19 protein-coding genes, 1 tRNA gene and 1 other RNA gene are annotated in these 25,936 nt (G+C 66.9%); 6 read left to right on the top strand and 15 right to left on the bottom strand.

The window, feature by feature from the left end:
- Positions 1-7 precede the first annotated feature (7 nt).
- From ACW170_RS08640 to ACW170_RS08605, 8 genes are all read right to left on the bottom strand, one after another.
- Positions 8-1,438, bottom strand: a complete 1,431-nt coding sequence (locus ACW170_RS08640; protein ID WP_492086330.1) for a UDP-N-acetylmuramoyl-tripeptide--D-alanyl-D-alanine ligase — start codon at positions 1,436-1,438, stop codon at positions 8-10.
- Positions 1,431-2,888 (bottom strand): UDP-N-acetylmuramoyl-L-alanyl-D-glutamate--2,6-diaminopimelate ligase, encoded by a 1,458-nt coding sequence (locus tag ACW170_RS08635; RefSeq protein ID WP_492086329.1) that lies wholly within the window; start codon positions 2,886-2,888, stop codon positions 1,431-1,433. The genes ACW170_RS08640 and ACW170_RS08635 overlap by 8 nt, the downstream gene beginning before the upstream one ends.
- Entirely contained in the window at positions 2,885-4,615 is a 1,731-nt protein-coding gene (locus ACW170_RS08630) for a peptidoglycan D,D-transpeptidase FtsI family protein (protein WP_492089159.1), read from the bottom strand. Before ACW170_RS08630 ends, ACW170_RS08635 begins: the two co-directional genes overlap by 4 nt.
- Positions 4,616-4,653: 38 nt before the next feature.
- Positions 4,654-5,097 (bottom strand): cell division protein FtsL, encoded by a 444-nt coding sequence (gene ftsL / locus ACW170_RS08625; protein ID WP_492086328.1) that lies wholly within the window; start codon positions 5,095-5,097, stop codon positions 4,654-4,656.
- Positions 5,094-6,062, bottom strand: a complete 969-nt coding sequence (gene rsmH / locus ACW170_RS08620; protein ID WP_492086327.1) for a 16S rRNA (cytosine(1402)-N(4))-methyltransferase RsmH — start codon at positions 6,060-6,062, stop codon at positions 5,094-5,096. Before rsmH ends, ftsL begins: the two co-directional genes overlap by 4 nt.
- Positions 6,059-6,535 carry a division/cell wall cluster transcriptional repressor MraZ gene (locus ACW170_RS08615; protein ID WP_008263595.1) on the bottom strand — a complete coding sequence of 159 codons (477 nt, stop codon included), beginning with the start codon at positions 6,533-6,535 and terminating at the stop codon, positions 6,059-6,061. Before ACW170_RS08615 ends, rsmH begins: the two co-directional genes overlap by 4 nt.
- Positions 6,536-6,928: 393 nt before the next feature.
- Complete coding sequence (locus ACW170_RS08610; protein WP_492086326.1) at positions 6,929-7,762, bottom strand: DUF6538 domain-containing protein; 834 nt, start codon at positions 7,760-7,762, stop codon at positions 6,929-6,931.
- 93 nt (positions 7,763-7,855) lie between these two features.
- A tRNA-Ile gene (locus ACW170_RS08605) sits at positions 7,856-7,931 on the bottom strand.
- Positions 7,932-8,154: 223 nt separating this feature from the next.
- Between ACW170_RS08605 and ACW170_RS08600 the strand changes: the two genes are divergently transcribed.
- Positions 8,155-8,901: an SIMPL domain-containing protein gene (locus tag ACW170_RS08600; protein ID WP_492086325.1), complete on the top strand. Its 747-nt coding sequence runs from the start codon at positions 8,155-8,157 to the stop codon at positions 8,899-8,901.
- A 70-nt stretch (positions 8,902-8,971) separates the two neighbouring features.
- Here ACW170_RS08600 and panD read toward each other — a convergent pair whose 3' ends face one another.
- Positions 8,972-9,328 carry an aspartate 1-decarboxylase gene (panD, locus tag ACW170_RS08595; RefSeq protein WP_492086324.1) on the bottom strand — a complete coding sequence of 119 codons (357 nt, stop codon included), beginning with the start codon at positions 9,326-9,328 and terminating at the stop codon, positions 8,972-8,974.
- 193 nt (positions 9,329-9,521) lie between these two features.
- Between panD and sppA the strand changes: the two genes are divergently transcribed.
- The 3 genes from sppA to ACW170_RS08580 all read left to right on the top strand — a co-directional run bounded on the left by sppA (position 9,522) and on the right by ACW170_RS08580 (position 12,510).
- Positions 9,522-11,297, top strand: a complete 1,776-nt coding sequence (sppA, locus tag ACW170_RS08590) for a signal peptide peptidase SppA (RefSeq protein WP_492086323.1) — start codon at positions 9,522-9,524, stop codon at positions 11,295-11,297.
- A gap of 116 nt (positions 11,298-11,413) precedes the next feature.
- Positions 11,414-11,737 (top strand): hypothetical protein, encoded by a 324-nt coding sequence (locus tag ACW170_RS08585; protein WP_492086322.1) that lies wholly within the window; start codon positions 11,414-11,416, stop codon positions 11,735-11,737.
- Between the two features lie 11 nt (positions 11,738-11,748).
- Positions 11,749-12,510, top strand: a complete 762-nt coding sequence (locus ACW170_RS08580) for a peptidoglycan recognition protein family protein (RefSeq protein WP_492086321.1) — start codon at positions 11,749-11,751, stop codon at positions 12,508-12,510.
- Here ACW170_RS08580 and ACW170_RS08575 read toward each other — a convergent pair.
- Positions 12,491-13,474: a hypothetical protein gene (locus tag ACW170_RS08575; protein ID WP_492086320.1), complete on the bottom strand. Its 984-nt coding sequence runs from the start codon at positions 13,472-13,474 to the stop codon at positions 12,491-12,493. The two genes, ACW170_RS08580 and ACW170_RS08575, sit on opposite strands and share 20 nt — an antisense overlap.
- A 10-nt stretch (positions 13,475-13,484) precedes the next feature.
- Here ACW170_RS08575 and rnpB point away from each other — a divergent pair.
- Positions 13,485-13,864, top strand: an RNA gene (gene rnpB / locus ACW170_RS08570) — RNase P RNA component class A.
- 108 nt (positions 13,865-13,972) lie between these two features.
- Here rnpB and ACW170_RS08565 read toward each other — a convergent pair.
- The 4 genes from ACW170_RS08565 to ACW170_RS08550 all read right to left on the bottom strand — a co-directional run bounded on the left by ACW170_RS08565 (position 13,973) and on the right by ACW170_RS08550 (position 20,204).
- A complete protein-coding gene (locus tag ACW170_RS08565; RefSeq protein ID WP_492086319.1) occupies positions 13,973-15,541 on the bottom strand; it encodes an alkaline phosphatase D family protein in 1,569 nt (522 codons plus the stop codon).
- Between the two features lie 79 nt (positions 15,542-15,620).
- On the bottom strand, positions 15,621-18,602 hold the full coding sequence (locus ACW170_RS08560) for a TonB-dependent receptor (RefSeq protein WP_492086318.1): 2,982 nt from the start codon (positions 18,600-18,602) through the stop codon (positions 15,621-15,623).
- An 89-nt stretch (positions 18,603-18,691) separates the two neighbouring features.
- Complete coding sequence (locus ACW170_RS08555; RefSeq protein ID WP_492086317.1) at positions 18,692-19,633, bottom strand: FecR family protein; 942 nt, start codon at positions 19,631-19,633, stop codon at positions 18,692-18,694.
- Positions 19,620-20,204, bottom strand: a complete 585-nt coding sequence (locus ACW170_RS08550) for an RNA polymerase sigma factor (protein ID WP_492086316.1) — start codon at positions 20,202-20,204, stop codon at positions 19,620-19,622. Before ACW170_RS08550 ends, ACW170_RS08555 begins: the two co-directional genes overlap by 14 nt.
- 399 nt (positions 20,205-20,603) lie before the next feature.
- Here ACW170_RS08550 and ACW170_RS08545 point away from each other — a divergent pair, with 399 nt between their 5' ends.
- Entirely contained in the window at positions 20,604-22,946 is a 2,343-nt protein-coding gene (locus tag ACW170_RS08545) for a glycoside hydrolase family 13 protein (protein ID WP_492086315.1), read from the top strand.
- A gap of 229 nt (positions 22,947-23,175) precedes the next feature.
- Here ACW170_RS08545 and ACW170_RS08540 read toward each other — a convergent pair whose 3' ends face one another.
- On the bottom strand, positions 23,176-25,920 hold the full coding sequence (locus ACW170_RS08540; protein WP_492086314.1) for a M16 family metallopeptidase: 2,745 nt from the start codon (positions 25,918-25,920) through the stop codon (positions 23,176-23,178).
- Positions 25,921-25,936: the final 16 nt, after the last annotated feature.

Raw genomic sequence — 25,936 nt, 5'->3', positions numbered from 1 at the left:
GGGGTCTCTATCGGGTCGCGGACGGCGTGTCAGGGCTTGAAGGGGCGGTTTGCAGCTCGGCCAGGGCCTTGGCGACCAGAGACGCCTTGGATCCGTTCGATCCCTTGACCATGACGATATCGCCGGCCGCCGCCAGCACGGACGCCTCGGCGGCGAGTTCGGCGGCGGTTTCGCGCCACAGGCCGCGTCGCGAAACCGGCAGGGCGTCGTACAGGCGCCGCATCTCGGGGCCCGCCGCATGGACCAGATCCAGACCGGCGGCCTCGATGGGCTGGGCCAGGCCTTCGTGCAGGGCGGGGCTCTGGTCGCCCAGCTCCAGCATGTCGGTCAGGACCACGATGCGGCGGCCGGTCGCGGCGCGGGCGCCCAGGCTCTTGAAGCCCGCCGTCATCGACAGGGGATTGGCGTTATAGCTCTCGTCGATCAGGGTGAAGGCGCCGCCGGGGACGGCGACGGTGCGGGTCTGGCCTCGTCCGGCCAGCGGCTGGAACCCGGCCAAGGCCTGCAGCCCCGTCTCCAGTTCGACGTCGAGGGCGTCCAGCATCAGCAGGACGCAAAGGCTGTTCAGCCCCCAGTGGGCGCCGGACTGGGCCAGTCGATACTCCAGCGGCCGACCGAACAGCTCGGCCGTGACCGTCGCCCCTTCGGCGTCCGGGCGGAAGTCCTTGAGGCGGGCGTCATGACCCGGATCGGTCCCGAAGGTGACCAGCCGCGCCCCGACCGCCCGGGCCGCATCGCACAGCAGGCCGGAGAAGGCCACGTCGCCGTTCGCCACCGCCGTCCCGCCGGGGACCAGGCCCTGGAAGATGGCGGCCTTTTCGCGCGCCACGCCCGCCTCGCCGTCGGCGAAGGCCTCGATATGGACCGGGCCGACGGTGGTGACGCAGGCCGCATGGGGCGCGACGAACTTCGACAGGGGCGCGATCTCGCCGGGGGCGTTCATGCCGATCTCGAACACGGCGCGCTGGGTCTCGACCGGCATCCGCGCCAGGGTCAGGGGCACGCCGATATGGTTGTTGTAGCTCTTGATCGAGGCGTGGGCGGGACCGGCCAGGTCCAGGCCCGCCTTGATCGCCTGGGTCACGCTGGTCTTGCCGACGCTGCCGGTGACGGCGCCGCGCTTGACGTGGGGCGCGCGCTCGCGGGCGGCGACGCCCAGGGCTTCGAGGCCGTGCAGGGTGTCCGGCACGACCACATAGGCCCCGCCCTCGACGGCGTGTTCGACAAGGGCGGCTGCGGCGCCGGCGGCGAAGGCGCCGGGCGCGAACTCATGCCCGTCGCGCGCGCCCTTCAGGGCCAGGAACAGGTCGCCGGGGACGATTTCGCGGCTGTTGTAGGTCAGGCCCGTAACGGGGCGGTCGTCGCCGTGCAGCGCGCCGCCCGTGGCGGCGGCGACTTCGGCGACCGTCCAGAGCGGGCGGGCGGATGGATCAGGCATTCAGCGACAGGGCCTCGGACGCGACAGTGGCGTCGTCGAACGGGTGGGTGACGCCGCCGACGATCTGACCCTGTTCATGCCCTTTTCCGGCGATCACCACCACATCCCCGTCGCGCATCATTTCGATCGCCGCCTCGATGGCCGCGCGACGGTCGCCGATCTCGAGCGCATCCGGGCAGCCGGCGCGGACCTGGGCGCGGATCGAGGCGGGGTCTTCCGAGCGGGGATTGTCGTCGGTGACGATGGCGACGTCGGCCAGACGCGCGGCGATCTCGCCCATCAGGGGCCGTTTGCCGCGATCCCGGTCGCCGCCGGCGCCGAAGACCACGATCAGACGGCCGGTCGCATGGGGCCTCAAGGCGGTCAGCACCGTCTCCAACCCGTCCGGCGTATGGGCGTAGTCGACATAGACCTCGCCGCGTCCCGTCTCGGCACCGATCCGTTGCAGCCGGCCTTGCGCGCCGGTCAGGCCTTCCAGGGCGCCGATCACCGCGTCGGGCCGGTCGCCGGCCGCGATGCACAGGCCCGCCGCCACCAGGGCGTTCGAGGCCTGGAAGGCGCCGGCCAGCGGCAGCAGGATGTCGCGAACATCGCCGCGCACGTCCAGGGTCAGGCGCTGGCCTTCCGGCGTCGCCTGGCGGCCGATCAGGGCCAGGTCGCGCCCGCGCTCGCCCACGCCCATCACGCCCAATCCGGCCATGATCGAGGCGGCGGCGAAGGCGGAATAGGCGTCGGAATCGGCGTTCAGCACCGCCGTCCGCCCGCGCGGCAGCAGGGCCTCGAAAAGACGCAGCTTGGCGGCGCGATAGTCCTCCATCGTGCCGTGATAATCGAGATGATCCTGGGTCAGGTTGGTGAAGGCCGCCGCCTTCAGCGCCACCCCGTCCAGACGCCGCTGGTCGATGCCGTGGGACGAGGCCTCGACCGCCACATGAGTCACGTCCTTGGCGGCCAGCTCGGCCATCAGGCGGGCGGCCTCGGCGGCGTCGGGGCTGGTCAGGCCGGGGCCGGTCAGGGCGTAGGTCTTGTCGCCCTTCTGGCCGACGACGCCCAGGGTGCCCATGCTGGCCGACTTGTGGCCCAGGCCGGCCCAGATCTGGCGGCAGAAGGCGGCGACCGAGGTCTTGCCGTTGGTGCCCGTCACCGCCACGCAGGTCTTGGGCTGGACGCCGTAGAAGCCGCGCGCGGCGACGGCGTAGGCCCGACGCACGTCGCCCGAGGTGACCAGCACCGGGGCGGCGCTGTCCGGGGTGTCGCTGGGAGCCAGCACGGCCGCCGCCCCCTGGGCCAGGGCTTGAGGGATGAAGGCGCGGCCGTCCGCGGTCGTGCCCGGCAGGGCGACGAACAGGGCGCCGGGCGCGACCTTGCGGCTGTCGGCGGTCACGCCAGTGATGACGGGATCGGACGCCAGGTCGCGGCGCAGCAGATCGGACAGGTGGAGCGCGCTCACAGGCCGTCCCCCTGCACGTCCTGATATTCCGGGATCTTCTCGCCGGTGGCCGTGCGCCAGCGGTCGGCGCGGCGCTCGACGCCCAGGAAGCCGGCGATCCGGTCGGCGATGTTGCGCACGGCGGGCGCGGCCACATAGGCGCCGGTCTTGGGATAGGTCCCCGGCTCGTCCATCAGCACAAAGACGGCGTAGCGTTTGCCGTTCAGCGGCCCGTCCACCGGGAAGACGGCGGCGAAGGAGCCCAGGGCGTGGCTGGGATCGTAACGGCCGTTGACCAGCTTGTTGGCCGAACCGGTCTTGCCGCCGACACGCAGACCAGGCGCATCGGCGAACCCGCCCGAACCCCGCACCACATTGGCGCGCATCAGCTCAAGGATGGCGCGCGAGGTTTCCTCGGTGACGATCTGCTGCGGCTGGACGCCCCGCGCGCCGCCGCGCCGCAGCGACAGGGGCACCATCCGCCCGCCGTTCGTCAGGGCGCCCATGACCTGAACCATCTGGGCCGGGGTGATCATGATGCCATAGCCGAAGGACAGGGAGGCCAGGGTCGAGTTGTCCCAGCGACGCGGCAGGACCGGGCGGGCGGATTCCTTCAGCTCGATCCCGGCGGCGTCCAACAGGCCCAGACGGCGGAAATAGTCGCGCATCGTGTCCGGCCCCATCTGCACCGCCAACTGCGAGGTGCCGATGTTGGACGAATGGAGATAGACCTCCTCCAGCGTCATGATCCGGTTCTGGGCGTGGAAGTCCTTGATCTTGCGATCGCCGATCTGGAAGGCTTCTGAAGCGTCGAACAGGGTGCTCATGTCGGCCCGCCCGGTATCGAGCCCGGCGGCGACGGTGAAGGTCTTGAACACCGACCCCATCTCATAATGGCCCGAGACGGCGCGGTTCAGGGTCGCGCCGTCCGGCGCAGCCTTGCGGTCAGACTGGGTGAAGTTCGGCCAGCTGGCCATGCCCAGAACCTCGCCGGTCTGGACGTCGGTGACGATGGCGACCGCGCCTTTGGCCTGGTGCTCGATCGCCGCAGCGGCCAGTTCGTTCTCGACCACGCCCTGGATCCGCAGATCTATCGACAGAGGGAAGCTTTCGCCCCGCTGGCCGGCCGCGCGGATTTCGTCGTTGAAGGCCAGCTCGGCGCCGGAAATCCCCTGCCCGCCCGTGTCGGCGTCGCCGATCAGGTGGACGGCCGAGGTTCCCAGTGGATAGGCGCGGCGATCCTCGGGCTCGAACGTCACGCCGCCCAGAGCCAGGTCGTGAACCGCCGCCTTCTCCTGCGGCGTCAGTCCGGTCAGCGCGATCAGGCGCCGATCCCCGTTCAGCACCTTGCGCAGCCGGGCGGCCGGCAGGCGCGGCAGGGCGCGGCGCAGCTGGCGGAAGGCCAGGTCGCGATCCCAGATCTCGGCCGGATCCAGATAGAGGCCGTAGTGGACGATATTGGTCGCCAGCAGCTCGCCGTTGCGATCAGTCAGGTCGCCGCGCACCAGGGCGTTCGGATTGGCGCCGGCCCAACGACCGCCCGCCTCGCCGAACAGGGCCTTGTACGAGGCGCCTATGGCCAGACCGGCGAAGACGCACGAGAAGACGATCAGGATCAGGAAGATGCGGACGCGGGTGTCTTCTTCCGGTCGGGCGTCGGCGCGGGCGCGCTCGAACCCGTGCTCCAGCCGCCAGATCAGTTCCGACAGGCCGCGCCAGAAGGGCGAGAGCCGGCCCTGAAGGTCCATGCCCGGCGCGGGCCGGTGATAGCGATGATCCTGAACGCTCATTGCACCGCCTCCGGCGCAGCGACGGCGATTTCGTCCGGGGCGACTGCGGCGGCAGGCGCAGCCTGGGCGGTCGACGGGGACGTCGATTGGGGCGCAGCCTTCAACTGGGGAAGCTGGGCTTCCTTGGCCTGACGGTGGACCTCGACCGGGGCCAGACCGATCTGACGCGACAGGGTTTCCAGCCGCGCCGGCTGCTCCAGCCGCGCGACCTCGGCGCGCAGCAGGCGGACCCGCTGGCCGTTTTCGCGAATGTCCTGTTCCAGCTGGGCGATACGGCTGCTTTCGCGCGCCGCCGCCGCCTTGGCCGCATAGACCGAGACGATCATCACCGCGACCAGGGCCACGCCGATGATCTCGATCCAGCGCACGCCGCGGACCTTCCAGTCGAACAGCCGCTGCAGGGCGTTGCGCGAATAGTCGAAGAAGGGCGCCGTGGTCATGCCGCAGCCCTCCCCGACGTCGAGACCCAGGCCGGCGCCTCGGTGCGGATCGCTGCGCGCAGCTTGGCCGAGCGGGCGCGCGGATTGACCGAACGTTCCTCGTCGCCCGCCTCGCGCGCGCCCTTGAACTGAAGCGTGAAACTGGGCTTGCGCGGATCGATCGCGATGGGGGCGTGGCGCGATCCAGCGGGCGTGTTGCCGGTCCGCTCGGTCAGGAAAGCCTTGACGATCCGGTCTTCCAGGGAATGGAAGGTGACGACGGCCAGACGGCCGCCGGGCGCCAGGCTCGCCTCGGCCGCCTCCAGCCCGCGCTCCAGCTCGCCTAGTTCGTCGTTCACCGCGATGCGCAGGGCCTGAAACACGCGCGTGGCCGGATGGATCGGCGCGCCGCGACGTCCGCCCAGGGCCTTCTCGACCACCTCGGCCAGATCCAGGGTGCGAGTGAAGGGCCGCTCGACGCGGCGGCGCAGGATGGCGGTCGCGACGCGGCCCGACTGGCGCTCCTCGCCATACAGTTTGAAGATGTGGGCCAGGGGACCGTGGTCCCAGGTGTTGACGACGTCGGCGGCTGTGTCGCCCTCATCAGACATCCGCATGTCCAGCGGCCCGTCGCGCATGAAGGAAAAGCCGCGCTCGGCCTGATCCAGTTGCATCGACGAGACGCCGATGTCGAAGACGGCGCCGTCCAGCTTCGCCTTGCCGCTGTCGGCGAAAGCCTGGGCCAGACCGGAGAAGGGCGTGCGGATCAACTGGAACTGGCCGGGGAAGTCCTTGGCGACAGCATCGGCATGCGGCTGAACCGTCGGATCGCGATCCAGGCCGATCACCTCGGCGCCGGTCGCGAGGATGGCGCGGGTATAGCCGCCGGCGCCGAAGGTGGCGTCGATCACGACATCGCCGGGACCGGGCTGCAACGCCTCGATCACCTCGGCCAGCAGGACGGGGGCGTGGGGCGCGTCGCTCACGATCCGCCTCCCGCCAGCTTCATCTGGGCCGCCAGCTTCAGGGCGCCGATCTGGGCCATGCCGGCCTTGGCCAGGGCGCGCTGTTCGGCGCGGCGGGCCGCCCATTTCTCGCGCGACCAGATCTGAAACCGGTCGTTCAGGCCGACGATGACGACCGTGTCCTCCAGCCCCGCCTCGGCGCACAGGCCTTCCGGCAGGGTGATGCGGCCGCCGGAATCATAGGCCAGGCGCACCTGTTCGCCCATCACCTGCCACTCCAGCGCCGAACGCTCTTCGGAACCGAACGGCAGGGACTCGATCATCTCGGCATAGACGGCGAACAGGCGGTCGCCGCCCGCTTCCAGACAGTCCGCCTCAATGGAGGGAAAGATGAACACGCCGCCAGCGGCGCCGTTTTCGGTCGTGCGGAAATCGTTAGGGATCAGGAGACGGCGCTTGCCGTCCAACTGTTTCTCGTAGGTCGAGAGAAACACGCCCTGTCCATCGAGCCCTTCGGCCCGCCCCTAGATGCCCTGACGAACGCCCGACGCGCCCGCCTCTCAGCCCCAAATCATGGGAATGGGATAGCATGGGATGAAATGGGTCTCAATGGGATGGGTAACGATACTTAACCATGTCTTGACGTGTGACGGCCTAAGCACAGCCCTTACACAAGAACATACACAGAACAGACAAACTGTTCACACGCTGTGAAGAACCTTGCCTTGTCTCGCATTCACAACGGATTAACGGACGCGCGCCGGCTTGGACGGATGAAACCTGGGTAAAAGCTTTGGACGAACCAAGCTGAGACCGAGCCATGGCGGCTTCCTGGCCCGCGGCCCTGATCCGGAGCGGAACATCACCCCGTTGGGAGGCTTTAGTCCTTAAACAGGGAGAAACCGATGACGGACCGAAACCGCGAACAACAGGCCGAAGACGCCCTGCCGCAGGGCGTGGCGCGGGGCCGTTCGCTGAACACCCCGGCGGAGGAACTGCAACTCCGAGCCGGCGGCATAGGGCCCGGCGGTCAAATCGGCCCCGATCCCAATACGCGACGGCTTCAGGAAGGCCATGCGCTCGGCCTTGTAGAGGGTGATGAGCTGGCCGAGTGTGATGCCCCCTACGGCCCCTGAGGACGCCTGTGGGGCCTCCGAAGGCGGTTCCACCACCTGTCCCGACAGACGGCGCTCCATGAGGTCCAGAAGGCGAACCTGGGCACGAAGCAGGGCGAGACCCAGTATCTCCCGGCTAGGGTCCCCCGGCGGGTACCATAGGCCTGCCTGGGCAAGCGCCTTGTCCACCTCCGGTGTGACCGAGGTGATGTCGAGGGTCGCCAGGGCGCGTCGATAATCGGGGGCGGTTTCCTCCAGCCACAGATGCGCGCCTCTGACGCCGCTCTCACCACGGCCCGTTCGCGTCGCCTCATCGAACTCCAGGACTTCGCCGATCCAGGCGTTCGCCATGCGCGCGGCATCGGCCTTGTTTAGCGGCAAGGACGCCTTACCGGCCGCCTTCGCTCTCGCATTGACGATCAAGGCATCGGTGGCGACGCCCCTCTCGCGGGCGAGGCGCTTGGCTTCCTCAAAGTCGCGGGTGTGCAAACTTTCGCGCCATTGGGTGATCCCGAGGTCCCCCGAGACGTCCTCCGGGACCCTCCGGCGGAACTGATAGACCGCTCCTCGGCGGTAGAGATGAGCGCATCCGTGCACGGCTTCCATTCCCGTCCGGTGACACAGTTTTGTGTCACAGTGCAAGCTTCAGAAGGACCGGATTTGCTGGATTTCCTGCCTATTCAGACCTCTAACGAGGAGTGGTAGGCCCGGAGGGACTCGAACCCCCAACCAGACCGTTATGAGCGGTCGGCTCTAACCATTGAGCTACAGGCCCCCAGGACGTGCGACCAAGGCGCGGCGCGGCGGGAGGAACCGCCTAGCAGGCGCGGATGCGGCTTGCCAAGAGCCACGTCCGCATGCGGCATGTTTCCGCGATTTCACGAAGATGAACGGAAACCGACATGGAAGCGCGGGCGTTGGTTCAGGCATAAAAGGCCAAGGTTGCGGCCATGGATCGACGAACCCGTCGGTCGGGATCGTTCTACGGAGACTTCTGCATGAAAAGCGCGTTCAAATCCCTGATGCTGGGCAGCGCCCTGACGGCGGCGGTCGCCCTGAGCGCGACGGCGCCGGCGATGGCCCAGACCGCACAGCCGGTGCAGATGATGCAGCCCGCGCCGTCGCTGAACCTGTCGGCCTATGGCGAGGTCAAGGCCGCGCCCGACATGGCCACCATCAGCTTCAGCGTTCAGACCGAGGCCCCCACGGCCCAGCAGGCCATGCGCGACAATGCGACCCGCATGACCCAGGTCATGGCCGCCCTGCGCCGCGCCGGCATCGCCGAGCGCGACGTCCAGACCTCGGGTCTGAACCTGTCGGCGCAATATGACTATGTGCAGAACGAACCGCCCAAGCTGCGCGGCTATCAGGCCGTCAACCGCGTGACGGTGACGATCAACGACCTGACCAAGGTCGGGACCACCGCCGACGCCGTGGTCGCCGCCGGGGTCAACCAGATCGACGGCATCAGCTTCGGCCTGAAGGATCCTACAGTGGCCGAGAACCAGGCGCGCCAGATGGCGGTGCGGGCCTTGCGGGCCAAGGCCCAGCTGTACGCCCAGGCCCTGAACGTCCAGCTGTCCGGCATCCGCAACCTGAGCGAAGGCGGCGGCTATTCGCCCGAGCCCCAACCGGTCTTCGCCGTCCGCGCCATGGCGATGCGCGAAGACGCCAGCACCCCGGTCGCCGCCGGCGAGCTGACGATCCGGATCGACATCACCGGCGTCTACGACATCGCCCGCTGATCGCGATCCAAAATGAAGAAAGGCCCGCCGGCGACGGCGGGCCTTTTTGCATCGTGACGGCGCGCCGGGCTCAGGCCGCGCGCTTGATCTCGTTGTCATCGTCCAGCAGCACGACGTTGGGCGTCCACTGGCGGGCTTCTTCCTGGGGCAGTTGGCCGTAAGTGACGACGATCACCTTGTCGTTCTTCTGGACCAGGCGGGCGGCGGCGCCGTTGACGCCGATGACCTTGGAGCCGCGCGGGGCCTCGATGGCGTAGGTGGTGAAACGGGCGCCATTGGTGATGTTCAGCACATCGACCTGTTCGTGCGGGAATATGCCCGCCGCGTCCAGCAGGTCCATGTCGATGGCGATCGAACCCTCGTAGTCGAGGTCGGCCTGGGTCACCGTGGCGCGGTGCAGCTTGGACTTCATCAGGGTGACCAGCATGGGGCGGTCTCCGGTCTATGGCGCAGGGCGACAGGCCCCGCTCGTTGGCGGCTCATATAGGGATTTCCGCAGCCCGCATCAATCGCAGCGCCGAACGGACGCGCCTACGTTGCGGGACGTTCATTTGACGGTGACCGTTCCGGCTCTATGGTGAAGCCGAGCCATTTCGGCCCTTGCGAGCGCGCCTTCTCCCATGAAGCAATTCTTCCTGACGGTTCTGGGTGTCTTCACCGGACTGATCCTGTTCGTCGTCGTCATTCCGGTCGTGCTGCTGACCGTGGCCATCGCCGGCGCCTCCAAGCCCACGACGCCCGCGACCATGGTGCTGGAGCTGGACCTGCGCGACAGGATCAGCGACCAGCCTTCGAGCAATCCGTTCGCCGCCTTCGGCGGCTCGGACCTGTCGGTGACCCAGGTGGTTGATGGTCTGGCCCAGGCCGGGGAAGACGCCAGCGTCAAGGCCGTGCTGATCCGTCTGCCGGAAATGGGCATGACCCCGGCGACGGCCGACGAACTGCGTCAGGCGATCCGCCGCTTCCGCGCGTCCGGCAAGCCGGTGATCGCCCACAGCCAGGGATTCGCGCCGGTAGGGGCGGTGATGTCGACCTATATGGTGGGCGCCTCGGCCTCGGAACTGTGGATGCAGAATACGGCGGGCTTCCAGGCGACGGGCTTCTCGGCCGAGAGCCTGTTCCTGGGACGGGCCTTCGACAAATACGGCGTCCGCGCCGATTTTGAGCAACGTTACGAGTACAAGAACGCCGTCAACGAATACACCCAGAGCGATTATACCCCCGCGCACCGCGAGGCCATGACCGCCTGGATGACCTCCCTCTATGAGAGCGCCCTGGCCAATGCGGCCCAGGACCGCAAGACGACATCGGCGGCCCTGAAGACGGTGATCGAGGCCGGTCCCTATTCGGCAGAACAGGCTTTGTCGAACAAGCTGATCGACAAGGTCGGCCAGGTCGAGGAGGCCGAGGCCGAAATCAAACGTCGCGCCGGCAACGGTGCGGAAATCGTCGAGTTCAGCACATACGCCTCTGACAAGGGCGAGCGGACCGGGTCGGGCCGCAACGCCATCGCCATCGTCGGCGGAGAGGGCGCCATCGTGACCGGACGCGGCGCCAGCAGCTTCGGCGGCGGCTCCTCGATCCATTCGGACGACACGGCCGAGGCCATCTATGACGCGATCAAGGACAAGAGCGTGAAGGCCATCGTCTTCCGCGTCTCGTCGCCGGGCGGATCGCCGGAAGCCTCGGAACAGATCCTGGCCGCCGTGCGCGCGGCCAAGGCCGCCGGCAAGCCGGTGGTGATCTCCATGGGGTCCTACGCCGCGTCGGGCGGCTACTGGATCAGTTCGGAAGCCGACTGGATCGTGGCCCAGCCCTCGACCCTGACCGGCTCGATCGGCGTGTTCGGCGGCAAGTTCGTGGTCGCCGACGCCCTCGGACGGTTCGGCGTGGACCTGCGCGACCTGACGGTCGGCGGCCAGTACGCCGACGCCTTCTCGCCCACTCAGTCCTTCACGCCCCAGCAGCGCGCCGCCTTCGCCGGCTCGATGGACCGGATCTACGACGACTTCATCACGCGCGTGGCCACGGGCCGCAAGCTGGAGCCGGCGCGGGTGCGTGAGATCGCCAAGGGCCGGGTCTGGACCGGCGCCCAGGCCCTGCCGCTGGGCCTGGTCGACCAGTTGGGCGGCCTGACCGAGGCTGTGGCCAAGGCCAAGGCCCTGGCCAAGATCCCCGCCGGGGAGTCCGTGCGCTTCAAGCATTTCCCCAAGCAGAAGTCGCCCTGGGAAGCCCTGTCCGAGATGTTCGGGGTCCAGAGCGAGGCGGCCCAGGCCCTGGTCATGCTGGGCGGCGTCATGGCCGATCCGCAGGCCCAGGCGGTCATGCGCCGCATCGAGGGCGAGCGGATGCGCAGCGAAGGGGCGGTCGTCCTGGCCGACCAGCCGATGTTCTGAGGATGGGCGTGACGATCCATCGCACACAGGCGTGAGGGGGCGATCCATTGACCGCAAGGCCCAATGGACCGACATTGAAGGATAGGCGTTCTCCGGAGCGCCTGAAAGGATGACCCATGTTCCAGCCTGAACGTCTCGCCACACTGGGCTTCGCCGCCCGCCGCCGCCCCAACGGCCTGGTCGCCTCGATCATGTGGATCGCCGGCCTGATCGCCGGCGTCGCCGCCCTGGCCGTCGGCGCGGTCCTGGCAGTGTTCACCGCAGCCGCGGTCGCGGTGATCGCCCTGTTCGCCGGGGTCTTGGTCTTCCTGGCGGGTCTGGCCATGCGGACACGCCGCAACCTGGCCCCGCGTCGTCGCGCCGGGGATCCCGACGTGATCGAGGCGCACAAGGTGGACGGCACCTGGGTCGCCTACGGCTGGGAACGCCACGGCCGCTGAGGCCTTAAGCCATGACGGACCTGATTGCGGCGCACTCGCCGAACTTCGACATGCGTCGTGCGCCGCCCGACATGCTGGTGCTGCACTATACCGGCATGGAGACGGGCGAGGCCGCCCTGGCGCGTCTGTGCGACCCCGAGGCCAAGGTCTCGGCCCATTATCTGGTCGAGGAAGACGGCCGCGTCTTTCAACTGGTTCCAGAGGAACGGCGCGCCTGGCATGCGGGCCGAGGCGTCTGGCGCGGCGAAGACGACTGCAACGCCGCCTCGATCGGCATAGAGATCGTCAATCCCGGCCACGAGTTCGGTTATCGTTCCTTCCCCGAGGCCCAGATCGCGGCGGTCATCGCCCTGATCGGCGATATCCGCGACCGCTGGACCATTCCCGACAACCGCATCATCGCCCATTCCGACCTGGCGCCCGAGCGCAAGACCGATCCCGGCGAACTCTTCCCCTGGAAACGTCTGGCCGAAGCGGGACACGGCCTGTGGTTTGAACCTGCCGCCGAACGCATCAAGGCCCTGGGCGGCCTGTTGCAGAAGGGCGACCAGGGAATCGGGGTCGTCGTTCTGCGCGCCGGTCTGCACCGGCTCGGCTATGGGCTGACGCCCGGCGGCGACTATGACGCCGAGACCGAGACCACCGTCCGCGCCTTCCAGCGCCATTGGCGTCCCGACCGCGTCGACGGCGTCGCCGACGGCGAAACCCGCGCCCGCCTGGTCGGCTTGCTGCAGCTGGCAAGCGTCGAGAGCGTCACTGGCGTGCTGGACTAGGCGGCGGTCTGCGGAGCAGTGCGGCCAACAGGCCCACGCCCAGCCAGGCGCCCAGAATGGGGCTCATGCCGACCCCGACGAGGGGGATGGGGAAGGCGCCGAAGATCGGCGTGGCCACCCACAAGGCCAGGCAGAGGCTCAGCGCTCCGCCGCCCAGGCGCAATCTATCGTCAGACCGGCTCAGAACGGCTGGAACCGCGACGAAGGCGATCAGGGCGATCAACGTCAGACCACCCAGGGCGGGCGATAGGCCGAAGGCCATCCCCACGATCTCCTCCACTTCGGCAACCGGTTGAAGCGGGTCTGGCCGTGTCCAGGCCAGAATGGCCAGCAAGCCGGCGCCGACCATGGCCGCGGCCTTTGTGGAGCGGTTATGCAGCCTGAGGGCGGCGACCAGGGCGATCACCCCGGCCAGGGCCGTGGCCTGGGAGGCGTCCGGCTGAGCGACCAGCAGCACCAGGGCGGCGAAGGCCGCGACCCAGACGGTCCAGCGATCCGCCGCCATCGCCAGGGCGACCGCCGCACACGGCAGCACGACCATGGCGACATTGACGTGCAGCGGCCCGGCGTCGACCCAGCGATGCACGCCGTCCTGAGCAGGATTGAAGAAGGTCGCCGCCAGCCCGGCGACCGCGAGCCAAGGCACGACCGCCAGGACAGCGAACCGCACGGTCGCCGCCAGCCCCGCCGCGGCCAAGGCGCCGATCAGCCAAGCCGCCAGATTTCGCGCCCAGGATCCCGTCGGCACGCCGCCGGCGACGCAAACGAGCGCGCCGACGCCGACCGCCGCCAGCGAGGCGGCGCCGAAGATGAGCAGCAATCGGGCGCCTCGATTGAACTGTCCATTCGTCATGCCCGCCCCCTCCTCCGACACGCTCATCAGCCACGGCGACCCGCCCCGGTCAATCGACTGCGCCAGACGGTCGTCCAGCTTGTTGTTGACCTGCGCGACGCGGCGGCGCATCTAGCCCCCGCCAGACGGCTGGGCGGTCGCGGCGGACTTTGCGTCCGTCGAGGAAAGTCCGGGCTCCACGGTGAAAAGGCGGCGGATAACTTCCGCCCGGGGCGACCCGAGGGATAGCGCCACAGAAAGCAAACCTCCGGCCTTGCGAGGCCGGTAAGGGTGAAAGGGTGGGGTAAGAGCCCACCGCGTGCCTGGCAACAGGGACGGCATGGCAAGCCCCGCCTGGAGCAAGACCAAATAGGGACATCGCGCGGGGTTCGCCCTGCGGGGCTCACCGCCTCAGATGTCCGGGTAGGTCGCGAGAACCGTTCAGCAATGGACGGTCCAGAGGAATGATCGTCGCCGCTCTCACGAGCGGAACAAAACCCGGCTTACAGGCCGTCTGGCAAATTTCTCGGCCTGGGGTTTCAACCCCCAGCCCCCTCCCCCAGGCCCGCCGCATTTCTCGAATATCTGCGGTCGAAATGCCTCGAACGTGCGCGCGGGTTCGCCGCCGAGTCAGCTCCTGCCAGGCTTGGGATTGCGTGGATCGACCAGGAAGCGCGCCAGGGTGGTCAGTCGCCCTTCCGGGTTGTCGACCTGATCCAGGACCTTGATGTCGGCCGTCCAGTTGTTCTGAGCGACCGTGTGCAGGTGGTAACCGCGCTGATTGTTGAGCAGTTGAACATTCGGATTGTTGTCCAGCACATTCAGCTCATTTGCATGGCGCGCGCGCCCGCTTCCCCCTGATGAAATCGACGTCGCCAGAAACTCGCTGGCGAGAGGCGCGGATGCAGGATCATCAGGATCTTGGGGGACATGCCCGACGACGTTCTGATGCATGTCTCCGCTGCCGATTACGACATTGGTCAGCCCCTTTCGCTTGACGCCATCGGCCAGTCGGCGGCGCGCCTGGGGATAGCCGTTCCAGTTGTCGGTGCTACGCCGGACGGCGGTCTCCCCGTCCTTGCGGGTGTCGTAGGGCATCATCATCACCTGCTGGGCGATGAAGTTCCAGCCGAAGTCGGCGCTTAGGCCCGCGTCCAGCCAGGCCTCCTGTTCGGCGCCCAACATCGTGCGGGAGGGCGCGTAAGGGGGTTTGCAGGCGCCGCGGTCCAGCGGCGTCATGCCGGCGCCCTCGCATTCCTGGCGGCTCCGATAGGAGCGCGTGTCCAGGACGTGCATCCGCATCAGACGACCGAAATCGAACCGACGAAACGCCTGCGCCCCGGCGCGGCCCGGTCGCACGCGAGGGCGAACGGGGACGTGCTCGTACCAGGCCTGAAGGGCCGCAGCCTTGCGCGCTGCAAACAGGTGAGGAGGCCCGCCGTCCTTGCCGAACTCGGCCGCCCAGTTGTCGTCGATCTCGTGGTCGTCAAACGACATGACGAAGGCTGCGGCTGCATGAGCGGCCTGCAGATCCGGGTCCAGCTTGTATTGGGCGTAACGCAGGCGATAGTCCGAGAGCGTCATCGCTTCCCCACCCCAGTGGCGCCGCACCACGCCCTGTTCCCGGGGACCGAACTCGTAGATATAATCGCCGTAGTGGAAGACGACGTCGAGCTCCGGCTCGGCCGCCAGATGGCGATATGCGGTATAGTAGCCCCGCTCGAAATCCTGACAGCCGACCGAGGCCAATCGCACCTGATCGACGACAGACCCGGCCATCGGAAGCGTTCGCGCGCACCCGACGGGGCTCGGCAGGTTTCCAGGCGCGAAGAACCGGTACCAACAGCGGGTGTGGGGCGGCAGGCCGCCGACCTCGATATGGACCGAATGGGCCAGAGTCGCCCGCGCAACCCCGCGGCCGTGCTGGATGATCCGACGGAAGGCCGGATCAGTGGCCACCTCCCAACCCACTTCGACGTCCGCCGGCGCCATGCCGCCATCCTGAACAAGGGGGTTCGGGGCGAGCCGTGTCCAGATGACGAAGCCGTCCGCCGACGGATCGCCGGCCGCTACGCCCAGGGTGAAAGGATCGGATCGCAACGGCGCGGCCGACGTCCGTGCGCTCGCGCCTGTCGCGGCGAGGCTCAGGCCAAAACCGGACAGGAGAAGGCCGCGCCGATCGAAGAAGGAGTGGGTCATGGATCCGTCAGGGCCAAGGTCGTCACGAGGTCGCTGATCGGCGGCCGCACCGCGACGGGTGCGGCCGCCTGCAGCAGCGTCAGAAGCGGATGGAGGCCCCGATGGAGAGGGTCCGGCCGCTGACCGTGCTGGTCATCAGACGACGCGCGTCCGTATCGGCGTACTGGATCACGGATTCATCGGTGAGGTTGAGACCGTCGACCCGAATCTGCACCGTCGGCGTGACGTTGTAGTAGGCCGTCGCATCGACCACGGTCGAGGGCGCGAAATACTCGCCGATGTTGTCGTTGCCGCCGTTGCCCTTGCGATAGCGCGAACGCGACGCCACCGACACGCGCGCGCCGACCCGCTCGCTGTCATAGTAGAGGGTGGCGTTGTAGGACCACTTGGACAGATCCACCAGGGACAGCTTGTGAGGGACGCTGTTGTAGAAGACGTCCGTCGCTCCGTCGGCGTAGGTCACATTGGCCAATGCGCCAAAGCCGTCGAACGGAGCCGGCAGGAAGTCGAAATCACGACGACCGGACAGCTCGACGCCCTGGATGGACGCGCCGGGACCGTTAACAGGACGGGTGAAGTTGAAGACGACAGAGCCGTCCTGGCCCTCTTCAAGCAGGTCGAGCGGGTAGCCCGTCTCGCTGTAGGGCACGGTGGAGGTCTCGGTCGTGACGAAGGACTTCATCTCCTTGTGGAAGACGCCCAGGCCGAGATAGCCGCGCTTGCCGTCGTAGTATTCGACGGCGCCCTCGAAGGAGTCGGCCGTATAGGGCGTCAGATAGGGATTGCCCGCGCTGATCGTGCCGCCATAGCCCGCAACGCGCACTGTCGCAGCCGCGCTCAGGTCGCCCAGGCCCGGGCGGCTGATGTTCCGGTTGGCGCTGAAACGGACGACCAGTTCGGGACTGACGTCCAGCGCGATGTTCAGCGCCGGCAGGAAGCCGTCATAACGATTGGTGATTTCGACGGGCACCAGGCCGGCGCTTGTGGCCGACGACCCGATGGAGACCAGTTCGGTATCGTAGTAGCGCACGCCGATATTGGCGCGCAGGCCGAAGGGCCCGACATTGGTGTCCAGATCGTACTGACCGAAGGCCGAGACGGTCTGCTCCTCGACAGAGTAGTTGGTTCCCGTCGAGAGGTTTCGGGCGTCGAGGCTTCCGTCCTGTCCCAGGGCCTTGAAGACCGCCGCCACATCGCCGACCACATAGGGCAAGGCGGTGGAATGGTTCGTCAGCATCGTCGGGATCGACGCCAGGACATTGCGATTTTCGTAGTTGGCGCTCGCGTCGTACCGGAAGCCGCTGTTGGTGAATCTTTTGAACGAAGCGCCGGCCTTGACGGTCGAGCTATCGTTGGCCCGCCACTTCAGCCCGGCCTCGCCGGTGTAGAATTCGCTTTCGACGTGGTCGCGGCGCCATTGGATCGACTGCAGATCCCATGCTTCCGGATCGCTCGGATCGAAGTCGTAGGTGTTGACCGGCGTGTCCGTGTCCAGGCCGCTGAAAGAGACCGTGTGACCGACGGATTCGAGATAGACGCGCTGCCAGTTGGAGTCGAAGTTCGAGTTGGACCACCCCAGGAGGCCGGAGACCTCCAGATCATCCGTCAGCTCGGTGCGTCCGTTCAGCGCCGCCTGCCAGAATTCGGTCTGATCGACGGTCGGCTTGGACTCGGACCGGACATCGACGCCGGAAACGACGGCGTCCGTGATGCTGTTATACTGATCGAGGGTGACGGACTGGAGCACCTGGGTGCCCCGCACGTCATTGGCGGACAGACCGTTGGTACCGGCGTTGCCGATCACGTGCTCGTCCCGTTCGTTATTAAGTTGACCGTAGAGCAGATCGAGCGTGACGTCCGTCTTGTCGCTGGGCTGATACTGCAGCGTCGAGGTCAAACCGATCCGCTCCCGTTCGTTGAACCAGGTGCCGTAGGTCTGCGCGCGCGAGTTCCAGGCCCGGTTGGCGCCCGTGGCGTTGACCAGTATGGCGCGATCTTCCGCCGAGACGCCGGGGCCGACGTTGGCTGCGCCGAAGTTCATCTTTGACCAGTTCCAGTTGCGATAGCCCCATTCGACCGTCTCGGCCGAACTGTAGGCGACCGACACGAGTGCGCCGAAGTCGCCCCATTGGTCCGCCGCCAGCGCGACGAGCCGCGGTCCCGGCGTCTCGGTGTACTGGTTCGACTGGACCTTGGCGTTGGCGACGAAGGTGCGGCCCCGGTAGTCGAAGGGCTTGGCGGTTCGCAGCGACACCGTGCCGCCGATGCCGCCTTCGTCCTGTTCTGCGGCGTAGGACTTCTCGACCACCACCTGATTGAAGAGCTCGGACGCGAAGACGCTGTAGTCGAAAGACCGTGAGCGGCTGGCGCCGCCTCGACTGTCCAGCCCCGAGGCCGTGTTGCTGAGCACCTCCATCCCGTTCAACTGGGTGCGGGTAAAGTCGGGGCCCAGGCCCCTCAGTGAAATCTGCCGCCCCTCGCCGCTGTCACGCGTGATCGCGACGCCGGGAACGCGCTGGAGCGCTTCCGCCAGGTTCTGGTCGGGAAAGGCGCCGATGTCTTCGGCGAGAATGACCTCCTGCGATCCCGTCGCCGCCTTCTTTCGCGACAGGGCGCGGCCCAGGCTGGACCGAAAGCCCGTCACGACGATCTCGTCGAGCGCCGCGATGGTTTCCGAGGGAAAGCCGGTCTGGACCGACGGGTACGTCGTGAGCGGCGTCGCCGCCGAGGCAGAGGCGCCCTGGGCGCGAGACACCGAAACCGTGCGACCCGAGAGGCGGACGCTGACGGGCAGGCCGCGCGTCAGCGTATTCAGGGCGGTTGAGGCCGTCATGGCGCCGTTCAGCTGCGCGCCGCGAAGACCCTGGAGATCGGCGGCCGATGACGCGATCTGCAGATCGGTCACGCGGGAGAAGGCGAGCAGGGCCGACTCCAGATCCTGGGCAGGTTGGTTGAATTGGTAGGTGCGGCTTTGTTCGACGGAAGTCTGCGCCAGCACCGGCGAAGCCGTGATGGGCACGATCGCCGTCGAGGCGAGAAGAAGGATAAGGCCGTTTCGCATGAAGTCCCCCGAGTTGGTTCGAGGGGAAAACGGTCCGGACCGAACAACCCGGACAAAGAGATTATGTAAGTTTTCGCGTCGCTTATGTTTCAGTTTGGTGATGAAATATAGATGACCCCGGCACGTCGAATAATTCTTATATCGTACGAGGTTTCGATACCATTCAGGACGGACTCGGGCTTTTCGACATTGAAACGCCCCACGATCATCATGTTTTCAGATTTCGCGTCGGATATTTCTATCGGCGTCGTGCTGTAGCGTCGAAGTTTCTCGATCAGGTCGGACAGGGGAATATTGCGGGCGACGAACCAGCCGGACGACCATTGGCTGTCTTCGACCTGCATGGCGACGCGCCCGATACCGCGATCAGTCACCCGAACCGCTTGGCCGGCCGCCAGCCGGTCGCTGCCCTTGTCCGTTCTGACATCCACGGCCCCGCGGACGACGGCGACGCCGACGCGCCCCCTGGCCAGCCGATCAACGTGAAACGCGGTGCCGAGGACGACAACATCGACCTGACCGGCATCGACATTGAAGGGACGGTTTGTGTCGTGCGAAACGTCGAATCCCGCCTCGCCGCGTTCCAGCCGGATCGTACGCCGCCAAGGCAGATACTGCACGTCGATCCGACTGTTGCCCCCAAGGTGCACGGTCGAGCCATCGGCCAGATGAATCGCCTGCTCTTGTCCGGGCAGGCTTGAATAGCTGCGTGGCCAGGCCGTGGAAATGAAGGCGCCCGCGATGAGCGCGGCCGCTGAAGCGCCGAAGAGCGATGCGGCGACCCAGCGCCGTCGCACGGCGCGTCGATCTGAAGAGATTGGTCGTGAGTTGTCCAACAACGCCAGATCAGCGTCCGGCTTTGGAAATCCGTCGTCCCAGAGCGCGGCCATGGCGGCGAAGGCTTCCCGATTGTCCGGATCGCTTCGCATCCACTGGTCGAAGGCGGTGCCGTCTCGTGCGTCGAAGGCCGGACGGTTCATCCGTTCAACCCAGAAGGCCGCCTCGGTTCTCACCTTTTCACTGGGCGTCACGGGACGATCCTCTGAATTCTTCCCCGTCTTCCATCGCTTTGCGCAAATCTGAAAGCCCTCGCACGACATGTTTCTCGACGGCGGCCGTCGACAGGTTCATGTCAGCCGCTATTCGCGCGATCGATTGGTTGTCTACCCGTCGCCGCAGCAGCACCGCACGCCTGAGCGGTGGAAGCCGTTCAAGGGCGGCGGAGAGCCGGGCGAGCCGTTGACGGTCCGACGTGACCTTGTCCGGCAGGGGTTCGCCGCAGGGGTGAGCCTCCGAGACAGCCGACCCGTATCGAACATCACCGCGGAAGCGGTCGATGAGGCTGTTGGCCGCGATCTTGAACGCCAGTGCGTAAAGGCTCGCCGTCTGCCCTTGGCGCGTATAGTGCAGAAGCTTGGTCAGACATTCCTGGGCCACGTCTTCTGCGACATCCTGCGAATGACCGCGACGCCGAACATAGACCAAAACCGCATGCCGAACCGCACGCCAATCCGCATCGGAGAGGTCGATATGTTCAAGCCCCCCGTCGGCCTCTGCGGCGGTTTCGACCCGAAGTCCTATGGCGGAGTTATCCTGACGCACGCGTCAGGCCATAGATGCGGTCTGTGACAGAAATAACCGGCCAGTGCGCCAAGCCGTTCGCTTGACCTGTCCACATCATATTTGCAGAACCTTGCACACACCCTCTTAGCCACACCCGGGCGCTTTGAGTGCCTAAAACGGGATTTTCGGGACACACCGGCGGTGGCGCGGCGCTCACTTTTGTGAAAACTTGCAAAAAACAAGATAATTTGCGGGAAGCGACGCATGGCGACCGAAGCGACTGGATCAAGGGTGGGCAGGGAGCTTGCCGAACGCACGCACCGGACTTTTGGCGCAGGGTGCGACGTGGGCGGGCGGCTTGGCCGCAGGCTGTCTGGACGAAGGGCGACGGCCGCGGCAATCGTGATCGTCGGCGGCTTGTTAGGCGGGTACGCGGGCGTGGCTGACGCGGCGGTCGACCAGTGCGACGCGCCGCCGTTCGGCGACACGCGGCTGTATCTGCGCGGGGCCATGAGCGGCTGGGCCGCCGTAGATGAATATTCGATGCGCTGGGACTGCGACGCCTATGTCGTCACCACCGAACTGCAGGGCGCGCAGGATTTCAAGATCGCCGACGCCGACTGGAGCGGCGCCTCCACCTTTGCGGGGCCGAGAGGATCTGAGCCGGAAGGGGCGGTCATCCCCACGGCGCGCCCGGACCAGGGTGGTTCGGACAATCTGCGCTATCGGTTCGACGGCTGGAGCACGCTCCGGCTTCAGTTCGAGGACGGCCGCCCCGTACTGACGGTGGCGAAGGCCGAGCCCCAGGTCGAGCCGCTGTCGGATCCGCGCGCCCGATCCCTGCGCCACGACAGCCGCGACGTGGCCTACAAGGCCCCCTTCGGCCCGGTCGTCGATGGCGGGCAGGTGACGTTCGGCCTCGATGCGCCCGACGCGGAGCGGGTGACCCTGGTGATCGACCGGCGCCGTCTCGAGGGCAATCAGGAGGTCTTGGCCTATGACGAACTGGAACGCGTCCCGCTGATCCGTGGCGCAGACGGCCGCTGGACGGGCCGGCATGTGTTCGCAACGACGGGCGTCTACGGCTACTGGTTCGACGTCGAGATCGGCGGACGGCGCTTCGTCTATCAGAACAACACCACGCCGATCTACTGGACCCGCGAGCGCGGCGGCAACGGCCTGGGCGTCGCCTCGGACGCTCCTCAAGATACGGCGACGGTGCGGCGGTTTCGCCTGACCGTGACGTCGCGGGACTACGCCGTGCCGGCCTGGGCGCAGCAGGCGGTGTGGTACTATATTTTCCCGGAGCGCTTCCGGAACGGCGACCCCTCCAATGATCCAAAGCCGGGGCCCAACACCTTCCAGAACGGGTCGGTGGAAATGCACGCCGACTGGAGCGGGCGGCCATACCGACCCGGCTCGGGCGACGGCTCGGACAATCGCGGCGGCAACGATTTCTTCGGCGGCGACCTGGCCGGGATCACCGAAGAGCTGGACCATATCGCCGCCCTGGGGGCCACGGCGCTATATATGACGCCGGTCTTCACGGCCGCCAGCAACCACAAATACGACACCGGCGACTATCACAACGTCGATCCCGCCTTCGGCACGAACGCCGAGTTCGAGCGACTGACGCGCGAGGCCGCCCGGCGCGGCATCCGCGTGGTGGTGGACGTCTCGTTCAACCACACCGGCCGCGACAGCCTCTATTTCGATCGCTTCGCCAAACATCCGGGCGTCGGGGCGCTGGAGGGGGGCGAGGTGCGCACCGACAGTCCCTACGCCGACTGGTATCGTCTGGACGCCTCGCAGGCCGATCCCGACGACCGCTACAGCGGCTGGACCGGGGCGCGCGATCTCCCGGAACTGAACGAGGCGTCGCCGTCCTTCCGGTCGTTCGCCTATGGCGCGCCGGATTCGGTGACGGCCCTGTGGCTGGATCGCGGGGCCTCCGGCTGGCGGATGGATGTGGCGCCCTGGGTGCCCGACGACTTCTGGCGGGAATGGCGCAAGGCGCTGAAGGCCAAGAACTCCGAGGCGGTGACCATCGCCGAAACCTGGTTCGACTCGTCCAAATACTTCCTGGGCGACACCTTCGACGCGACAATGAACTACATCTTCCGCGACACGGCGCTAACCATCGCCTCCGGCGGCGATGTGGCGGGCGCCTATCGCAACATCGAGCTGATGCGCGAGCTCTATCCCGCCCAGGCCTGGCGCGCGTCGATGAACCTGCTGTCCACCCACGACACCGCACGCAGTCTGTGGCTGCTGGGCGATCGGGGCGACGATCCTGCGGCGACGGCGCTTGCGCGTCGCCGCTATCGCCTGGCGGTGCTGATGCAGGTCGCCTGGCCGGGCGCCCCGACCGTCTTCTATGGCGACGAGGTCGGGGTGACGGGCGGCGAGGATCCCGATAACCGCCGCACCTTCCCTTGGGCGGACACCGGCGGCGATCCGGACATGACGATGTACGCAGAGATGCGCAAACTCATAGCGCTTCGCCGCCAGCATCCGATCCTAGCCTTGGGCGATTTGGGTGCGCCACTCCTCGCGGACCCCCATGTAGTGGTCGCGCCGCGGACGCTGAAGGACGGAGTCGCCCTGGTTGCATTGAACAATTCGGAGGCGGAGCGGACGGTTCAGTTCGACCTGCCGCAGGCGCTGGGCGATCGGATCTATGTCGACGCCCTGACAGGTGAGAGGGTCACCGCCGGACGGACGATACGGCTGACCCTGCCTGCGTTGTTCGGTGCTGTCCTGACGTCCAGCGGCTCGTGAAATCGCGACGGTAAGGCCTCATCCTCATGAGCGAACCAAGCATCGTCAGGACGCCGCCGCCGATCGGTTTAATCCTTCAAAGACCTATCGACATCTGGCGACCATGGCTGCGCTAAGTCTCAGGTAGAGGCGCGAACGATCCAGATGACATTTCATCGGCCGCGTCTTGGCGCAAAATTAGCTTCGGCCACAACCTGAGGATTGCCAGCACATCCAGAACCGAGCCGTATCAACGTTGTCGCCCCCCTTGCGCGTCCCAGACCTCGACGGACCCTAGATTCAGCGCGCGGATGCTCGCCTCGATCTTGGATAAATCGCCGACGACGACCCAGGTCATGGCGTTAGGCCGCAGCATCGTCGCAGCCGCCGTCACGCTCTGCGGCGTCGCCGCTTGATAGCGGTCGGGCAGGGTCGTGATCCAATCATAGGGATGCTCGAACCGCGACACATAGGCCATGTAGCCGACCATCGCATTGTTGGTCTCCAAACGGTCCGCAAGGGTCAGAACCTGGCCGCGTCGGAGCAGGTCCAACTCCTTATCCGTCACCGGACGCTCGACGCTGATGTCCTTCAGCTCACGCGCGATCTCGGCCAGAGCGTCGGCGGTTCGATCGGTCTGGATGCTGGTGGAGACGGCGAAGGCCTGCGGTCCCCGGGCGTCGCCGACGCCGCTTCCGGCGCCATAGGTCCAGCCCTTGGCCTCGCGAAGGTTCATGTTCAGCCGGGCGGTGAACCCGCCTCCCAATACGCCGTTCAGCAGGTCGAAGTCGAAGTTCCTGGCGTCCAGCCCGTCCGGCATGATCTGCCCCACCCGGATCACCGACTGGATTGAGCCCGGCTTGTCGACCAGCACCACGCGCGACATCGCCTGCTCCGCCACCGGCGCGAGGGTCTTGACGCCGACGGCTGAGGCCGGCGCCTTCCAATCACCGAACGTCTTCTCCAGCGTCGCCATCAGCGTGTCGAAATCTGCATCTCCGGCGGCGAAGATCACCCCATTGTCTGGCCGGATGAACTGGTCATGGAAGTTGAACAAATCCTCGCGGCTGTAGGATGAGATCGTCTCCGCCCGCCCGGCCAGCGGCGCGCCATAGGCGTGGCCGGCGCCATAGGTCAGATAGTTGAAGACGCTGCTGGCGATGCTGTCAGGATCAACCTGGGCCTGTTGCAACCCCGACAAGGCCGCCGCACGCTCGCGTTCGAGGTCGGCCTGGCGGAAGCCCGGATCGCGTATGTAGCGCGACCATAGCGACACCGTGTCGTCAAACGACCGGGTCAGGGTCGAGACATGGAAGCTGGTCGTGTCGACGTCGCTATAGGCGTAGATTCTGGCGCCGAGCATCTCCTGCGCCTGGGCGAACTCCTGGCCGGTCATGGTCCGGGTGCCGTCGTCCATCAGGCCGACGGTAAAGCCTTGAAGCCCTTCCTTCAGCCCTTGGTCCGCAGCGCCGCCGGCGTCGAACGCCATCACCAACTCGACCGTCGGCGTCCCCTGACGATGCGAGTAGAGGACGCGCATCCCGTTCGTCAGTCGGCCTTCCCGCAGTGGCGGCAGGACAAGGTCCGGCATCGGGCCCATCCCTGGCAGCTGGGTGCGGTCGGCGCCGTCGGAACCGGCGGCGAACTGAGCCTGAGGAACCACAGTCAGGCGGTAGTTCGGTAGCGACAGCCAGGCATTGGCGACGGCCTTGACCTCGTCGGCGCGCAGGGCGTCGAACCGTTCCTGATCAATCTGGAATTGGCCCGGATTGTTGTCGAAGATCATGCCGCCCGACAACATCATGGCGCGCACGAAGAGCGACTCCAGCGACCGTACATTGTCGCCGTACGCGGTGATCTTGTAGCGTTCCAGTTCCTGCGCCGTCGGCCCTTCCTTAAGAAAGCGATCCAGTTCGGCCTGCAGCGCCGCCTCGGCCTCGGCCTGGTCAACGCCGGGTTTCAGCCGCAGCTCGATGTTGAAGACGCCTGCAATGGCTGCGGACTCGTAGTTGACCGACACGCTGGTCGCCAAGGGCTGGTCAATCACCAGCGCCTGATGTAGGCGCGACAGTCGCCCACGCCCCAGCACCGATGACGCCATGCGCAGCGCCTGATCCTCGTCCGCTCGGCTGCCGGGCACGGGCCAAGCCCAGGATACGGCCGTCTGGGGCACAGCGTCGGCTACGATTTCGGTCTTCACCCGGTCCAACTTAGGCGTCCAGTCGGTGATCCGCCCGACCGGCGGCCCCGGCGGCACGCTGGCGAAATAGCGTGTCATCAGTTCACGCGCCTGCTCCAGCGTCACGTCGCCGGCCAGGGTCACCACGGCGTTTGACGCGCCATAATAGCGACGGAACCACGCCTTCACGTCCTCGAGGGACGCGCCGTTCAGATCGTCCATCGAGCCGATGACGGTGTGGCGGTAGGGGTGGTTGGCGGGGAAAAGCGCTTCGCCCCGCAACTGGGGCATCATCGCATACGGGCGGTTTTCATAGGTGCGTTTCTCGTTCTGGACGACGCCGCGTTGCTCATCCAGCTTGGCCTGAGTGACCGCGCCGAGCAGATAGCCCATCCGGTCGGACTCCAGCCACAGCACCCGCTCCAGCCCGCCGGTCGGCACCACTTCGTAGTAGTAGGTCTGATCCAGCGAGGTCGCGCCATTGACGGCCGAGACGCCGATCTCCTGCAGCGGCGGCATGTATTCATCGTCGCGATGTTCGGATCCATTGAACATCAGGTGCTCGAACAGGTGGGCGAATCCGGACTTGCGCTCGGGCTCGTTCATCGAACCCACGGCGTACCAGACGGCCACAGCGACCTTGGGCGCTGAGTGGTCCTCGTGCACCACCACCCGCAGACCGTTGGGCAAAGTGAACTGCTCATAGGGAAGCAGGGCTGCAGCCTCCGCCGGCGCCTCTGGTTCGGAGCGCGCATGGCTCAGGGTCGGGCCGGCGAGAACGGCTGCGACCGACGCCAGCAAGAGCATCTTCTTCATCTTGGATCCTGACATG

It is taken from the genome of Brevundimonas sp. FV2ps16, from assembly GCF_058681075.1.
The sequence above is the reverse complement of the archived record's forward strand: the minus strand, read 5'-3'. Positions and strand labels throughout refer to the sequence as shown.

Excerpts from the sequence above, each read along its gene's own strand:
- ACW170_RS08565 (WP_492086319.1), bottom strand. The coding sequence starts at position 15,541 with ATGACCCACTCCTTCTTCGATCGGCGCGGCCTTCTCCTGTCCGGTTTT.
- ACW170_RS08630 (WP_492089159.1), bottom strand. The coding sequence starts at position 4,615 with ATGGACCTTCAGGGCCGGCTCTCGCCCTTCTGGCGCGGCCTGTCGGAA.
- ACW170_RS08585 (WP_492086322.1), top strand. The coding sequence starts at position 11,414 with ATGTTCCAGCCTGAACGTCTCGCCACACTGGGCTTCGCCGCCCGCCGC.
- ACW170_RS08640 (WP_492086330.1), bottom strand. The coding sequence starts at position 1,438 with ATGCCTGATCCATCCGCCCGCCCGCTCTGGACGGTCGCCGAAGTCGCC.
- ACW170_RS08610 (WP_492086326.1), bottom strand. The coding sequence starts at position 7,762 with ATGGAAGCCGTGCACGGATGCGCTCATCTCTACCGCCGAGGAGCGGTC.
- panD (WP_492086324.1), bottom strand. The coding sequence starts at position 9,328 with ATGCTGGTCACCCTGATGAAGTCCAAGCTGCACCGCGCCACGGTGACC.
- sppA (WP_492086323.1), top strand. The coding sequence starts at position 9,522 with ATGAAGCAATTCTTCCTGACGGTTCTGGGTGTCTTCACCGGACTGATC.
- ACW170_RS08540 (WP_492086314.1), bottom strand. The coding sequence starts at position 25,920 with ATGAAGAAGATGCTCTTGCTGGCGTCGGTCGCAGCCGTTCTCGCCGGC.
- ftsL (WP_492086328.1), bottom strand. The coding sequence starts at position 5,097 with ATGACCACGGCGCCCTTCTTCGACTATTCGCGCAACGCCCTGCAGCGG.
- ACW170_RS08600 (WP_492086325.1), top strand. The coding sequence starts at position 8,155 with ATGAAAAGCGCGTTCAAATCCCTGATGCTGGGCAGCGCCCTGACGGCG.
- ACW170_RS08575 (WP_492086320.1), bottom strand. The coding sequence starts at position 13,474 with ATGCGCCGCCGCGTCGCGCAGGTCAACAACAAGCTGGACGACCGTCTG.
- ACW170_RS08580 (WP_492086321.1), top strand. The coding sequence starts at position 11,749 with ATGACGGACCTGATTGCGGCGCACTCGCCGAACTTCGACATGCGTCGT.
- ACW170_RS08560 (WP_492086318.1), bottom strand. The coding sequence starts at position 18,602 with ATGCGAAACGGCCTTATCCTTCTTCTCGCCTCGACGGCGATCGTGCCC.